The 14,621-nt window shown below is 70.6% G+C and carries 9 protein-coding genes and 2 pseudogenes; 8 read left to right on the top strand and 3 right to left on the bottom strand.

Annotated features, from left to right (window positions below):
• Positions 1-326: 326 nt before the first annotated feature.
• The 3 genes from AAW14_RS20650 to glgX all read right to left on the bottom strand — a co-directional run bounded on the left by AAW14_RS20650 (position 327) and on the right by glgX (position 6,728).
• Complete coding sequence (locus AAW14_RS20650; RefSeq protein WP_265565376.1) at positions 327-2,252, bottom strand: ABC transporter ATP-binding protein; 1,926 nt, start codon at positions 2,250-2,252, stop codon at positions 327-329.
• A complete protein-coding gene (locus AAW14_RS20645) occupies positions 2,249-4,096 on the bottom strand; it encodes an ABC transporter ATP-binding protein (protein WP_265565375.1) in 1,848 nt (615 codons plus the stop codon). Before AAW14_RS20645 ends, AAW14_RS20650 begins: the two co-directional genes overlap by 4 nt.
• Positions 4,097-4,385: 289 nt before the next feature.
• On the bottom strand, positions 4,386-6,728 hold the full coding sequence (gene glgX / locus AAW14_RS20640; protein WP_265565374.1) for a glycogen debranching protein GlgX: 2,343 nt from the start codon (positions 6,726-6,728) through the stop codon (positions 4,386-4,388).
• A gap of 197 nt (positions 6,729-6,925) precedes the next feature.
• Here glgX and AAW14_RS20635 point away from each other — a divergent pair, with 197 nt between their 5' ends.
• The 8 genes and pseudogenes from AAW14_RS20635 (at position 6,926) to AAW14_RS20595 (ending at position 14,564) form a co-directional block, all read left to right on the top strand.
• Complete coding sequence (locus AAW14_RS20635) at positions 6,926-8,134, top strand: L,D-transpeptidase (RefSeq protein WP_265565391.1); 1,209 nt, start codon at positions 6,926-6,928, stop codon at positions 8,132-8,134.
• 188 nt (positions 8,135-8,322) lie between these two features.
• Positions 8,323-9,686 (top strand): annotated as a pseudogene (locus AAW14_RS20630) (L,D-transpeptidase).
• Positions 9,687-9,770: 84 nt separating this feature from the next.
• Entirely contained in the window at positions 9,771-10,538 is a 768-nt protein-coding gene (locus AAW14_RS20625; protein WP_265565373.1) for an enoyl-CoA hydratase/isomerase family protein, read from the top strand.
• 197 nt (positions 10,539-10,735) lie between these two features.
• Positions 10,736-11,344 (top strand): ATP-binding protein, encoded by a 609-nt coding sequence (locus AAW14_RS20620; RefSeq protein WP_416223342.1) that lies wholly within the window; start codon positions 10,736-10,738, stop codon positions 11,342-11,344.
• Between the two features lie 296 nt (positions 11,345-11,640).
• Positions 11,641-12,483: a polysaccharide deacetylase family protein gene (locus AAW14_RS20615; protein ID WP_416223344.1), complete on the top strand. Its 843-nt coding sequence runs from the start codon at positions 11,641-11,643 to the stop codon at positions 12,481-12,483.
• On the top strand, positions 12,483-13,652 hold the full coding sequence (locus AAW14_RS20610; protein ID WP_265565371.1) for a beta-propeller fold lactonase family protein: 1,170 nt from the start codon (positions 12,483-12,485) through the stop codon (positions 13,650-13,652). The genes AAW14_RS20615 and AAW14_RS20610 overlap by 1 nt, the downstream gene beginning before the upstream one ends.
• A 255-nt stretch (positions 13,653-13,907) precedes the next feature.
• Positions 13,908-14,267, top strand: a pseudogene (locus tag AAW14_RS20600) (MerR family transcriptional regulator); the annotation flags it as partial.
• An 84-nt stretch (positions 14,268-14,351) separates the two neighbouring features.
• Complete coding sequence (locus AAW14_RS20595; RefSeq protein ID WP_265565370.1) at positions 14,352-14,564, top strand: EF-hand domain-containing protein; 213 nt, start codon at positions 14,352-14,354, stop codon at positions 14,562-14,564.
• Positions 14,565-14,621: the final 57 nt, after the last annotated feature.

Below are 14,621 nucleotides of genomic sequence, written 5' to 3'. Positions count from 1 at the left end.
TGTACCTACCGGACATCCCGCCACGGCATCGACTCCGCGAAGTCCGCCGACCGCAACTGTCGTACCGGCACTTCACGTACCGACGCGTCCTCGTACCGGATCGACGCCGTTGGAACCTTGCGTGTATGACGAGTGGTGCCCGAGCTCCGTATCGTCATGCTCTGGACGGTACGGAGCCCACGCGTGCCCCGACCCGAAAGACCGCAAGAGATCGAAAACGGCGGCCACGGACTGTACTGAATGCGCACCGCGTCCCGGATTTGCGTATTCATTGCGCATCCTCAGCCGGCATTGCGCACCGATCCGCGGATCCTGGAACCGGTCCCTCAGGCCAGGCTGTCCCGCCAGGCCCGGTGCAGGTCGGCGAAACGGCCCGTCCCCGCGATCAGTTCGGCGGGGCTGCCGTCCTCGACGATGCGGCCTCCCTCCATGACCAGGACCCGGTCCGCGATCTCCACCGTGGAAAGCCGGTGGGCGATCACGACTGCCGTACGACCCCGCAGTACCGTCACCATCGCCCGCTGAACGGCCCGTTCGCCGGGGATGTCCAGGGAGCTGGTCGCCTCGTCGAGGATCAGGACCGCCGGGTCGGCGAGCAACGCCCGGGCAAAAGCGACGAGTTGGCGCTGCCCGGCCGAGATGCGACCGCCGCGCTTGCGGACGTCGGTGTCGTAGCCCTCGGGCAGCGCGCTGATGAAATCGTGCGCACCGATCGCCTTCGCCGCCCGCTCGATCTCCTCGCGGCTCGCGTCCGGGCGGCCGATCGCGATGTTCTCGGCGATCGTGCCGGAGAACAGGAACGCCTCCTGGGTCACCATCACCACTCCTCGCCGCAGTTCGGGCAGCGCGAGGTCACGCAGGTCCACGCCGTCCAGCAGGACCCTGCCGTCGGAGGGGTCGTAGAAGCGGGCGAGCAGTTTGGCGAGCGTGGACTTGCCGGCGCCCGTCGCCCCGACCACGGCCACCGTCTGCCCGGCCGGCAACGTCAGCGAGAAGCTCGGCAGCACCTCGCCGCCCGTGCGGTACGCGAACCGGACGCCCTCGAACACGACCTCGCGGCCAGGGTGGTCACCCTCCGCGGGAGGAAGCCGCCGGGGCGTGGACGGTTCGGGAACCGACGGCGTCTGTGCCAGCAGCCCCGCGATCTTCTCCAGTGAGGCCGCGGCCGACTGGTACGCGTTGAGAAACATGCCGAGCCGGTCGATGGGGTCGTACAGGCGCCGGAGGTAGAGAACCGCGGCCGCCAGCACACCCAGTGCCAGCGAGCCTTCCGCCACCCGGTACGCACCCCACAGCACAATTCCGGCCACCGCCGTGTTGGCCACCAGCCGGGAGCCGGTCACATAGCGGGCCATCTCCAGGAGCGCGTCGCCATTGGTCCGCGCGTGCCGCTCGTTCAGGACGCGGAAGCCCGCGTCGTTGGCCTCCTCGCGGCGGAACGCGCGCACCGGCCGGATCCCGTTCATCGTCTCCGCGAACTTCACGATGACCGCTGCGATCGCGGTCGACCGACGGCGGAAGATCCGGCCCGCCCGGCGCCGGTAGAGCCGGATCAGCCAGTACAGCGGTACGAGGGACGCCACCGCCACCGCGCCCAGGCCGGGGTCCAGCCACAGGAGCATCGCCGAGATGTAGACGAACGACAGGATCACCGTGACCAGTTCCTGCAGGCCCTCGCTGAGCAGTTCGCGCAGCGACTCGACGTCCGTCGTGGAGCGGGAGATCAGCCGGCCCGAGGTGTAACGCTCGTGGAAGTCGATGCTCAGCGCCTGCGCGTGGCGGAAGATCCGGCCCCGCAGATCGAGCAGCACGTCCTGGTTGACGCGGGCGGAGGCGACGATGAACGCATACTGCAGACCGCCGGCCGTCGCCGCGGAGAGCAGGTACGCGACCGCCACCGCGATCAGCGGACCATGGTCGCCGTGCCGCAACGCCGGTACGGCGCGGTCGAGGGCGTAGGCCACCAGCAGCGGGCCCACCTGCACCGCGGCCTGCTGCAGCAGAAGCAGCACGCAGGTCAGGAGGGTGCGGGCGCGGAGCGGGGCGAGCAGTGACCGCAGCAGCGTGCCCGTGGCGCCCGGTGGTGTGGGGAGGGTGTCCCGGTCGAAGGGATCGTCACAGGTGCCGGGCCCCGGGGCGGACCGGCCCCCGGCTGTGTCCTCGCCGTTCGCGCTGTTCTCGCCGGCCGGCGCGGTCGATCGGGGTCTTCCCTGCTCGGACGAGGCGGAGAGCTTGGGGAAGGGCGCCGTCATCGGGCCTCCTCGCTGTTCTCGGAGTCTCCGGACATCAGATGGGCGTACTCGGCGTTCGTGCGCAGCAGTTCCTGGTGAGTGCCGACTGCGGCGATACGGCCGCCGGAGAGCAGGGCGACGCGGTCGGCGAGCAGGACCGTGGACGGGCGGTGCGCGACGACCAGGGCGGTCGTCCCGTCCAGCACCCGGCGCAGCGCCGCCTCGACCGCGGCCTCCGTGTGCACGTCCAGGGCGGAGAGGGGATCGTCGAGGACGAGGAAGCGGGGGCCGCCGACGACCGCGCGGGCCAGCGCGAGACGCTGGCGCTGGCCGCCGGACAGACTCAGGCCCTGCTCGCCGACCTGGGTCCCGGTGCCCTGGGGGAGGGCGTGCGCGAAGTCGGCCTGGGCGATCGCGAGGGCGCGCTCCAGCTCCCGGTCGCCCGCGGAGTCCGGGGCGCCCATGAGGACGTTGTCGGCGACGGTGGCGGAGAAGAGGGTGGGCTCCTCGAAGGCGACGGCCACGAGTTCGCGCAGCGTTTCGCGGGGCATGGCGGTGATGTCCCGGCCGTCCAGGGTGATCCGGCCGGAGGTGGCCTCGTGCAGACGGGGGATGAGCGCGGTGAGCGTGGTCTTGCCGCTGCCGGTGGCGCCGACGAGGGCCATGGTCTCGCCGGGGCGGACGTGGAGGTCGATGCGGTCGAGGAGGGGCGGGGAGCCGGAGGGGGCGTCGGGGTAGCGGAACCGGATGCCGTGGAAACGGAGACCGTCCTGCGCGGCCGCGGGCGGTCGTGCCGCCGGGTCGACGGGGGTTCCTCCTGCTCCGCCGGCGAAGGCGTGGGTTCGGGGGAGGACGGGCGCGGCCGCGTCCTGCTCCGGCTCCTCGTCCATCACTTCGAAGAATCGCTCCGTCGCCGTCGCCGCCTCCTGACTCATCGCCAGCAGGAAGCCGATCGAGTCCACCGGCCAGCGCAGCGCCAGCGCCGTGGACAGGAACGCCACCAACGTCCCCGCGGAGAGGGCGCCGTCGGCCACTCGTACCGTGCCCAGCACCAGGGCCGCCCCGATCGCCAGCTCCGGCAGTGTGACGATGACCGCCCAGATCGAGGCGAGCAGCCGAGCCTTCGCCAGCTCCGTCCCGCGCAGCGTCCCCGACAGTTCCCGGAACGCCCGGGCCTGGCTGCGGTGCCGCCCGAACCCCTTGACGATCCGGATGCCGAGCACACTCTCCTCGACCACGGTGGTCAGATCGCCCACCTGGTCCTGCGCCCGCCGCGCCACCTGCGCGTACCGCCGCTCGAAGACCGCGCACATGACCATCACCGGGATGCCGGGCCCGAGGATGACCAGTCCGAGCGTCCAGTCCTGGAGCAGCATGATGATCACGCCGACCAGAATCGTCACGGCGTTGACCAGGAGGAACGTAAGTGGAAAGGCGAGGAACTGACGCAGCAGCATCAGATCCGTCGTGCCTCGCGACAACAGCTGCCCCGACGGCCAGCGGTCGTGGAAGGCGACCGGAAGCCGCTGCAGATGGCGGTAGAGATCAGCCCGCATGTCCGCCTCGACCCGGGACAACGGCCGGGCGACCAGCAAGCGCCGTATCCCGAACAGCAGCGCCTCGGCGATCCCGAGGAGCAGCAGATACAGCGCGCCGAGCCACACACCCGCCGGGTCCCGGTCCGCCACCGGCCCGTCCACCAGCCACTTCAGGACGAGCGGGATCACCAGGCCGACACACGACGCGACGACCGCGACGAACGCGGCGGCGAACAGCCGCAGTCGCACCGGCCGCACATAGGGCCACAGTCGCAGCAGGGTGCGGACGGCGGAACGTTCCTTGGGCGATACAGGTGGTGTGGGCATCACGGGCGAGCCTACGGACCGGCACTGACAGTGCCCACCGAGTTTTGGCCGGACCGGGGTCCGCCGCGGGTCCTACGACCTGCGCGTTCGAGGGGCCGTACGCGATGGGCGGTGCGACCGCCCAGGCCCACCCGGAGTCCTCGGCCGGTCCTTTGCCTGCGCGTTCAGCCCTGCGCCCGGGCGTTCGAGGGACCGCCCGCCGGATCGGACGCGAACGGCGCGACCCGGTGGGACAGACGTCGGGCAAGGGGCAGAGCCACGCCCACGCGGTCGGTCCCCCGTTGAAAGATCATCGTTCTTGGTCGGTGGGCACCCTGGCCGAGGGAGCCGCCGCCCCGTCCGCGACCCGGAGCAGCAGCACCGCCCGTGCCGGCACCGTCACCGTCGCCCCCGCCCGGTGCACCGTCCCCGGCGGGTCGGCCTGCTCCTCACAGGACGTGTCCACGACCAGTTCGTACCGGTGCGCCCACGGCGGGCCCGGCAGCACGAAGCTCACCGGGCGGTCCCCCGCGTGCAGCACGGCCAGGAAGCTGTCGTCCACCACCGGTGCGCCGCGGGAGTCACGGCCCGGTATGTCACGACCGGAGAGGTACATGCCCAGGGTCGCGGCCGGCGCGTACCAGTCGCGCTCGGTCATCTCCGCCCCGCGCGCCGTGAACCACGCCAGGTCCCTGAGGCCGTCCGCCGAATGGGCCCTACCGGAGAAGAACGCCCGGCGGCGCAGCACCGGATGACGGTGGCGCAGTTCGATCAACCGCGCGGTCAGGTCGAACAGCGCCCGCCAGCCGGGCGCGTCCCGGAGGCTCCAGTCGACCCAGCCGATCTCGTTGTCCTGGCAGTACGCGTTGTTGTTGCCCCGCTGGGTGCGGCCCATCTCGTCGCCCGCCACGAGCATCGGCACGCCCGTCGACAGCAACAGTGTCGTCAGCAGGTTCCGCAACTGCCGTCGCCTGAGCGCCCGTACCCGCTCGTCATCCGTCTCGCCCTCCGCGCCGCAGTTCCACGAGCGGTTGTCGTCCGAGCCGTCGCGGTTGCCCTCGCCATTGGCCTCGTTGTGCTTGCGCTCGTACGACACCAGGTCGCGCAGCGTGAAACCGTCGTGCGCCGTCACGAAGTTGACCGACGCATACGGGCGGCGGCCGCCCCAGGCGTACAGGTCGCTCGACCCCGACAGGCGGTAGCCCAGGTCGCGGACGTCCGGCAGTGCGCCCCGCCAGAAGTCCCGTACGGCATTGCGGTAGCGGTCGTTCCACTCGGTCCACAGCGGCGGGAAAGCCCCCACCTGGTAGCCGCCCGAGCCGACGTCCCACGGCTCCGCGATCAGCTTCACCCGGCGCAGCACCGGGTCCTGGGCGATGACCGCCAGGAACGGGGACAGCATGTCGACGTCGTGCATCGACCTCGCCAGCGCCGCGGCAAGGTCGAAGCGGAAACCGTCCACCCCCATCTCCGTCACCCAGTAGCGCAGGGAATCGGTGATCAGGCGCAGCACGTGCGGCTGCACCACGTGCAGGGTGTTGCCGCAGCCCGTGTAGTCCGCGTACCGGCGCGCGTCCGACTGCAGACGGTAGTAGCCGCGGTTGTCGATCCCCTTCAGCGACAGCATCGGGCCCAGCTCGTCCGCCTCCGCCGTGTGGTTGTAGACCACGTCGAGGATCACCTCGATCCCGGCCGCGTGCAGCGCCCGTACCATCCGCTTGAACTCGCCGACCTGCTGGCCGGCCGTGCCGGAGGACGCATAGGCCGCGTGCGGGGCGAAGTACCCGATCGAGTTGTAGCCCCAGTAGTTCGTCAGACCCCGCCGGAGCAGGTGGTCCTCATGGGCGAACTGGTGCACCGGCAGCAGTTCCACCGCTGTCACGCCCAGCTTCACCAGGTGCTCGACCGCCGCCGGGTGCGCAAGGCCCGCGTAGGTGCCGCGCAGTTCCTCGGGGATGTCCGGGTGCCGCCGGGTGAAGCCGCGGACATGCAGCTCGTAGATCACCGAGTCGGCCCACGGCGTCTTCGGGCGGTGGTCGTACGTCCATTCGTCGTCGGGTCCGCCATCGTGCACGACGACGCCCTTGGGGACGTACGGCGCAGAGTCCCGCTCGTCGCGCACGGTGTCGGCGACATGCTGCTGCGGCCAGTCCCGGACATGCCCGTACACCTCCGGCGGCAGGCCACCGTGTCCGACGTCCATGGCGCCGTCCACCGCGCGCGCGTACGGGTCCAGAAGCAGCTTCGCCGGGTTCCAGCGCGCCCCGGTCCACGGGTCCCAGCGTCCGTGGACCCGGAAGCCGTACCGCTGTCCGGGCATCACGCCCGGTACGAAACCGTGCCAGATCTCGTGGGTCAGCTCCGTGAGCCGGACCCGGGTCTCCCGGCTGTCGGCGCCCCGCCCGTCGAACAGGCACAGCTCGACCGCCTCCGCGCCGCCCGCCCACAGCGCGAAGTTGGTGCCCACGACACCGTCCGGGCCCGCGCGGAAGCGCGCCCCGAGCGGCGTGGGCGCGCCCGGCCACACGGGCACGGGCGGCCCCGGGTGCCGCCTGCCGTTGAGCACGGCGGCCGGACGCGCGGACCGTCCCTCGTCCGCCCGCTCCTCCTGTACTGCCTCCTGCACGGCCTCCCGCTCGGCTGCGCTCGACACGTTCCGGCCTCCCGCGGCTCGTCGGGACGACACGGAAAGGGCGCACGGTGTCCCGCCTCCTGCCGGCCAAGCCCGACTCCGGCGCGCCCCTGCGGCTCACGGGCGCGGCTCCCCGTCGCGTCGTCCTCCCCACTGTTCTGCCCAGAGCGTGGCTCGCACTCACGTTTCCCCAGGAGGGCTGGGTCGTTGGGATCGTCGTGATGCACGTACAGACACGCGCGCGACGCGCAGGAGCCGCGCTGGCCGCCGCATTGACCTGGGCGGGTCTCATGGCCGGCTGCACTTCCCACGGATTCGACGACATGCTCGGCAAGGCGCCCGCGGCCGAGAACGTCATCCATGTCACCCCGGACGACGGCAGCAAGCAGGTGCGCCCCGGCCGGCCGTTGCTGGTCCGGGTGCCGGAGGGCCGTCTGGAATCGGTGACCGTCGTCCGGTCCCAGGACGGACAGGACTCGCCGGTGCGCGGGCACCTCTCCGACAACGGCAAGGTCTGGCAACCCGACGAGCGCCGCCTCGCGCTCGCCGCCAGGTACACGGTCGACGCGGTGGCCCTCGACGGCGACGGCCACCGCACGGCCCGCCACTGCGTCTTCACCACCTTCGTCCCCGACGAGCGGTTCATCGGCTACGTCACTCCCGAGAACCGCTCGACCGTGGGCACCGGGATGATCGTGTCCCTCCAGTTCAACCGGCAGATCTCCGACCGGGCCGCGGTCGAGCGCGCGATCCGTGTGACCGCGACGCCGGCGGTCGAGATCCGCCCGCACTGGTTCGGCAGGGACCGCCTCGATTTCCGGCCCGAGGAGTACTGGAAGCCGGGCACCCAGGTCACCGTCGCGCTGGGGCTGCGTGATGTTGAGGGTGCGCCCGGGGTGTACGGACTGCAGTACAAGACCGTCTCGTTCACCGTCGGCCGCAGCCAGGTCTCCCTCGTCGACGCGGCCACCCACACCATGAGGGTGCGCCGCGACGGCCGCCTGATCGGCACCGTGCCGATCACCGCGGGCGCCCCGAAGACCACCACGTACAACGGGAAGATGGTGGTCATGGAGATGTTCGAGGTCACCCGCATGAACAGCCGCACGGTCGGCTTCGGCGGTGAGTACGACATCCCGGATGTCCCGCACGCCATGCGCCTGACCAGCTCCGGCACCTTCGTGCACGGCAACTACTGGGCGCCGCACGCCCCCGGGCACACCAACGTCAGCCATGGCTGCGTGGGGCTCAGGGACGTCAAGGGCGGCGGCTCCGACACCCCCGCGGCCTGGTTCTTCGACCGAAGCCTCGTCGGTGACGTCATCGAGGTCGTCCACAGCGAGGACAAGCAGGTCTCTCCCGACAACGGGCTCGGCGGGTGGAACATGAGCTGGGACGACTGGAAGGCCGGCGGCGCGGTGGGGTAGCGCGGCACGGGGGAGGCAGGGGGTGCGCGCCGGGCGGCCCGGTGCTCCTTGGCGCTGCCCAAGTTGGGACTGAACGGTGACAATCCCGGGGAGTCATCGGGCCGGGGCGTGTGATTAATTTTGCGCAATGCGCGCGGGTCGCGCTGGGGTGCGGGCCTTGTCAGGCCGTGCGAGGGGAGACGGGAAAAGTGAACGGGCGACCGATATCGGGGGCGTCGGTTGACGCGCGCGTGAGAGGGGCGCAGGGGCGCGCCGGTGACGCGGGGACGAGCGGGCGGGGGTCCGAAGGGATGGGCACGGCGGGCCTCTCGGCACCGGCGGCGGCGCCCCGGGGGCGGACGAGCCGACCGCAGCGGCGTGGGCGCGGGAGGCTGACGGCACTGATATTCGGTGCCCTCCTGCTCACCACCACCGCGTGCGGCGGGGGAGGGAACGCCCGCCCGGGGGCCGGTGACGGGCAGGGCAATGGCTCCGGCACGGCCGGCAGCAAGCAGTCCCAGGCCGTCGTCACCATAACCCCGAAGAACGGTTCCAAGTCCGTGGACACCAGCGGCGCCCTCAAGGTGACCGCCGCCAAGGGCAGGCTGACCGAGGTCACGGTCCAGGACGCCAAGGCCGCGCGGTCGCCGGGCAGATCAGCGGCGGGGGCGCCGACTGGACGCCCTCGACCCATCTGGCGGCGGCCACCACGTACAAGGTTCACGCGGTCGCCAAGGACTCCGCGGGTCTCACCTCCGCCGAGGAGTCCTCGTTCACCACGCTCACCCCGCAGAACACCTTCGTCGGCACCTACACGCCCGACGAAGGCACCACCGTCGGCGTCGGCATGCCGTTCTCGATCCGCTTCACGCGGGGCATCACGCACCCGGCCGACGTCGAGAAGGCCATCACCATCAAGACCGAGCCGGCCGTGGAGGTCCGCGGCCACTGGTTCGGCAACGACCGCCTCGACTTCCGGCCCCAGGAGTACTGGAAGCCCGGTACCAAGGTCACCGTGAACCTGAACCTCGACGGTGTCGAGGGCCGGCCCGGTGTCTACGGCACGCAGGTCAGGACCGTGAACTTCACCATCGGCCGCAGCCAGGTATCCACCGTCGACGCCAAGACCCACGAAATGGTCGTCCGGCGGGACGGCAACGTCGTCAAGACCCTCCCCGCCACCACCGGCAAGCCGGGCTACGACACCTGGAACGGCCAGATGGTCATCAGCGAACGCCTGGTGGTGACCCGGATGAACGGCGAGACCGTCGGTTACGGCGGCGAGTACGACATCAAGGACGTGCCGCACGCCCAGCGCCTGACCGACTCCGGCACCTTCATCCACGGCAACTACTGGGGCGGCGACGCCTTCGGCAACTACAACGCGAGCCACGGCTGCGTCGGCCTGCGCGACGTCCGCGGCGGCTACGACGGATCGGTTCCGGCCGCCTGGTTCTACAACAACTCGATGATCGGCGACGTCGTCATCGTGAAGAACTCCGACGACAGGACGGTCGAGCCCGACAACGGGCTCAACGGCTGGAACATGTCCTGGGACGAGTGGATCAAGTAGGGACGTTCTCCCGTCGGACCCGGTGAGCCGCTGTGAGCGAGCACACCGGGTCCGGTGGCGTTAGTGCCCGTTAACCTTCGTGGCATGACTGTGCATCTCGAAGTCGCCGAGGGCGTGGGCACGCTCCGTCTGGACCGCCCGCCCATGAACGCGCTGGACGTCGCCACCCAGGACCGGCTCAAGGAGCTCGCCGAGGAGATCACGCGCCGCGAGGACGTGCGCACCGTGGTGATCCACGGGGGCGAGAAGGTGTTCGCGGCGGGCGCGGACATCAAGGAGATGCAGGGCATGGACCATGCCGCGATGGTCCTGCGCTCGCGCGCCCTGCAGGAGTCCTTCACCGCCATCGCCCGTATCCCCAAGCCGGTCGTCGCCGCCATCACCGGCTATGCCCTGGGCGGGGGGTGCGAGCTGGCGCTGTGCGCCGACTACCGCATCGCCGCCGAGAACGCGAAGCTGGGGCAGCCGGAGATCCTGCTCGGCCTGATCCCGGGTGCCGGCGGCACCCAGCGGCTGGCGCGCCTGATCGGCCCGTCCAAGGCCAAGGACCTGATCTTCACGGGCCGGATGGTGAAGGCGGACGAGGCGCTGACGCTGGGGCTGGTCGACAGGGTGGTGCCGGCCGGGGAGGTGTACGCCGAGGCACACGCCTGGGCCGCGAAGCTCGCCCAGGGTCCGGCGATCGCGCTGCGCGCCGCCAAGGAGGCCGTCGACACCGGCCTCGAGACGGACATCGAGACCGGACTCGCGGTGGAGCGCACCTGGTTCGCGGGCCTCTTCGCGACCGAGGACCGCGAGCGCGGAATGCGCAGTTTCGTGGAAGAAGGGCCGGGCAAGGCGAAGTTCGCCTGACCCGGCCCAACCTGAGAATTGTTCAGCAAGTTACGCAGATCCACTTGTAGTTGACGCGACGTCCTACCCGGTGTCCCCCGATGGGGCGGTTTATGGCAACCTTAAGACAACCTTAAGGCCATCTGGTCCCGGTCGTCTGGACCTTGCCCCCAACTGACCTGTCATTGCAGGCCGGTTGGGGTGCAAGGGGTCCCATTGTGCAGGTGGCATATGCCGATCGAAGGGTGTGGAATGTACTGTTCCGGGGGGCGTATTCCGTCGTAACGCCTCCGAGTGGCGTCCTGTACGGCCATGATGGGTGCATGGCGGGGCTGGAGGGTGTCGAACAGCCGCGGCGGCACGCGAGTGCGACCGCGGCACGCTGGTCGCCTGCGGTCGAGGACGAACGGGCGCTCAAAGCACTTGAGTTGTTCGGCAATCCCGCGGACGCGGAGGTGCCTCTGCCCTCCCGGCCCGAATCCGCTGCCACCGCGCGCCGGCTCGTCCAGGTCGTCATCCTGCGCCACTGGGGGCTCACCCCGAGGATGACCGAGGACGCGGTTCTGCTCGTCTCCGAACTCGTCGGCAACGCCGTGCGGCACACCGGGGCACGCGTCTTCGGGTTACGCCTGCGCCGCCGCCGGGGCTGGATCCGTGTCGAGGTCCGCGACCCCTCCCGCGGACTGCCCTGTCTGATTCCGGTCCAGGAACTGGATCTGAGCGGGCGCGGTCTCTTCCTCGTCGACAAGCTCGCCGACCGCTGGGGGGTCGATCTGCTGCCGCGCGGCAAGACGACATGGTTCGAGATGCGGGTCGCCGACCGCTGAGCGCGGCGCGCCGGCACGGCAGAAGCCCCGGCCGCCGTGCGGCCAGGGCTTCTTCGGGCGCCGCGAGCGGATTTGGGGTGTACGCCACGGCGCCTGCGACGAACCGGTGCCCGGGTCAATGGGTGGCTGCCGCAAGGTCGACTATCGCAGATGAATGCGGCAGGTCCACAATCGGGTTCGGTCATGGAACCGTACCGGTGCGGCCCTTGTGGTCCGACCGGCGGGGCGCACTCCCGTGCGACCCGCCCCTTCCGTCGGCGCTCCAATCGTCGATTTCGGCGCCGTTGCGCCTTTAAATAGGGAGAGTGACCACGCCCGCCCCTTTCTCCCCACCGGACCGTGAGTCGGACACCGCGCGGGCGGTGCCCGACCGCCGTACCGCACTGCGCACGGGCGCGGCGCTCGCCGCCGCCGGTGCCTTCGCAGCCGCTTGCGCCCCCGGCGATCGCGTCGTCCACCCGACCGTTCCGCCCCGTCCCGACAACTCCCGCGGCTCGCGCGCCACGGCCGCCGCGCCCGCGCCCCGCGCCTTCCCGCAGCAGCCCGCCCAGATCGCCCACGGCCCCCGAGACCGCCACCAGGTCGCCCTGACCTTCCACGGCCAGGGTGACCCGTCCTACGCCGTGTCGATCCTCGACACGGCGGAGAAGGCCGGCGCGAAGATCACCGTGCTCGCGGTCGGCACCTGGCTCGACCAGCACCCGGAAGTCGCCCGGCGCATCCTCAAGGGCGGTCACGACCTCGGCAACCACACCCTGCGTCACGTCGGCATCAACACCCTGCCCGAGGCCGACGCGCTTGCCGAGATCCAGGGCTGTGCCGACCGGCTGCACCGGCTCACCGGATCCATCGGCACCTGGTTCCGCCCCTCCCGCGCCCCGCGCGCCACCCCGCTCGTCGAACGGCTGGCCCGTCGCGTCGGCTATCCGCACGTCCTGTCGTACGACGTCGACTCGCTCGACTACACCTCGCCGGGCGCATCCGCGGTCACCCGCAAGGTCATGGGCGACGTCCGCGGCGGGTCGGTGGTGAGCATGCATTTCGGGTACGCGGACACGGTCGCCGCCCTGCCCGACATCCTGCACGAACTCGACCACCGCGGCCTGACCGCGGTGACCACCACGGAGCTGCTGAGTTGATGCACCCCACGACCGTCACCCGCGTACTGATCGCCGGCATCGCCCTCGCGGCCCTCACCGGTTGCACCAGCGGATCACCCCACAAGAACGAGGCCCTGCCGACCAAGGCCCCGCTCAAACCCGCCCAGCGAGCCGACCCCGGGCTGCCGGGTATGCCGCCCCTGCTCGACCCGAAGGACGTCTACGCGGCCGACCGGCCGAACCAGCTCTCCCCGGTGGTGAAGGACTTCCCGTCCCGGGTCTACGTCCCCAACACCATCTCCAACACGGTGTCCGTCATCGACCCGGAGACGTACAAGGTCATCGACACCATCCCGGTCGGCCGCCAGCCCCAGCACGTCGTGCCTTCCTGGGACCTGAAGACGCTGTGGGTCAACAACGACCTGGGCAACACCCTCATCCCCATCGACCCGAAGACCGGCAAGGCCGGAAAGCCGGTCGCCGTGCACGACCCGTACAACCTCTACTTCACGCCCAACGGCAGATACGCGATCGTGATGGCCTCCAAGGACCGCCAGTTGGTCTTCCGGGACGCGCACACCATGAAGGTGGCGAAGGCCGTGCCGGTGAGCTGCTACGGCGTCAACCACGCCGACTTCTCGCCGGACGGCCGCTACTTCATCGTCTCCTGCGAGTTCAGCGGTGAACTGCTGAAGGTCGACACCGAGAAGATGGAGGTCATCGGCCAACAGAAGCTGCCGGTCCACGGGTCCATGCCGCAGGACGTGAAGGTCTGCCCGGACGGCAAGACCTTCTACATCGCCGACATGGTGGCCAACGGTCTGTGGATCGTGGACGGCGACAGCTTCGGCAAGCCGGAGTTCCTGCCCACCGGCAAGGGCGCGCACGGCCTCTACGTCAGCCGCGACTCCCGCGAGATGTACATCTCCAACCGGGGCGAGGGCACCATCTCCGTCTTCGACTTCACTCAGAACCGGCTGACCGACAAGTGGCGCCTGCCCGGTGGTGGCAGCCCCGACATGGGCGGCGTCTCGGCCGACGGCAAGGTCCTGTGGCTGTCCGGCCGTTACAACGCCGAGGTGTACGCCCTCGACACCGGCACCGGGAAGGAACTGGCCCGCATCAAGGTCGGCAACGGCCCGCACGGCCTCGCCGTCTACCCGCAGCCGGGCCGCTACTCGCTGGGGCACACGGGCGTCTTCCGGTGACGCCGACGCGCCGCTACGGGGCGATGAGCAGCGCTTCAGCACCCACCGGAACACAGCCCGCGGCCAGGAACGCCCGCAGACTGCGGGCGTTCCCCGGGGAGACCCGGGCCCACACAGCGCGTCGCAGCCCACCGCGCCGAGGGCCTCGGCCACCTACTGCGGAGCCTCGTCCGTGAACCCGACGGAGTGCGCCGTGAAGGCGATGACCCCCGCGTCCCGACGGGAGTGCTGCGGCACGACGGTGGTGCCGCCGTCCTCCGGGCGGTGCTGGCCGGCGAGACGACGGTCGCGGAGGTGGCGGCCACGCACGTGGCTGCCCTGGGCGCGCAGATCCGCGCCCGGAAGGTGACCCGGGCGGTGCCGTCGACCGTGGCGCGACGCGGTTCCAGCGCGGAGGAGATGACGTTGATGAACAAGTTGGCGCGGCTGTCGGCCGCCGAGCGAAGGCGCATCATCGAAGACTTCATGGCGGAGATCTCCGAGGGGCTCGACACGGTGGACCCGGACATCCGCAACCGGCTCCGGTTCGCCGCGGCACATCAGCTGACGGCCCTCGTGAACGGCCTCGAACCCCCGTCCGCGCCCGACGAGGAGTTCGCCTGGGTGGTCGCTGCGTTGAAGGCCCGGACGGACCGTTAATCTGACCTCCGTCAGTAGGACGGCCGTACGACGGCAAAAGCACCAAGAAGGGGCGGATCGGTGGCGGACATCGAGGAAGCACGCAAGCAGTTCGAGCGGATCGATGCGGACGGTGACGGATTCATCACCGCCGCCGAGTTCAAGTCCGCCCTGGCCCAGGGGGGCGACTGGAACGTCACCGACACGGTGGCCGAGGCCGTCATCAGGACCCGGGACCTCAACGGCGACAAGGTCCTCTCGTTCGACGAGTTCTGGACGTACCTGAACAAGTGACGCGACCGCACGCGTGACGTGCGACGCGCCGAGAGGGGCGCCTGTCTCCCGGGGACA

The organism is Streptomyces hygroscopicus (assembly GCF_026168105.1).
GTDB lineage: Bacteria > Actinomycetota > Actinomycetes > Streptomycetales > Streptomycetaceae > Streptomyces > Streptomyces hygroscopicus_D.
This window is presented reverse-complemented; position numbering and strand designations above follow the sequence as displayed.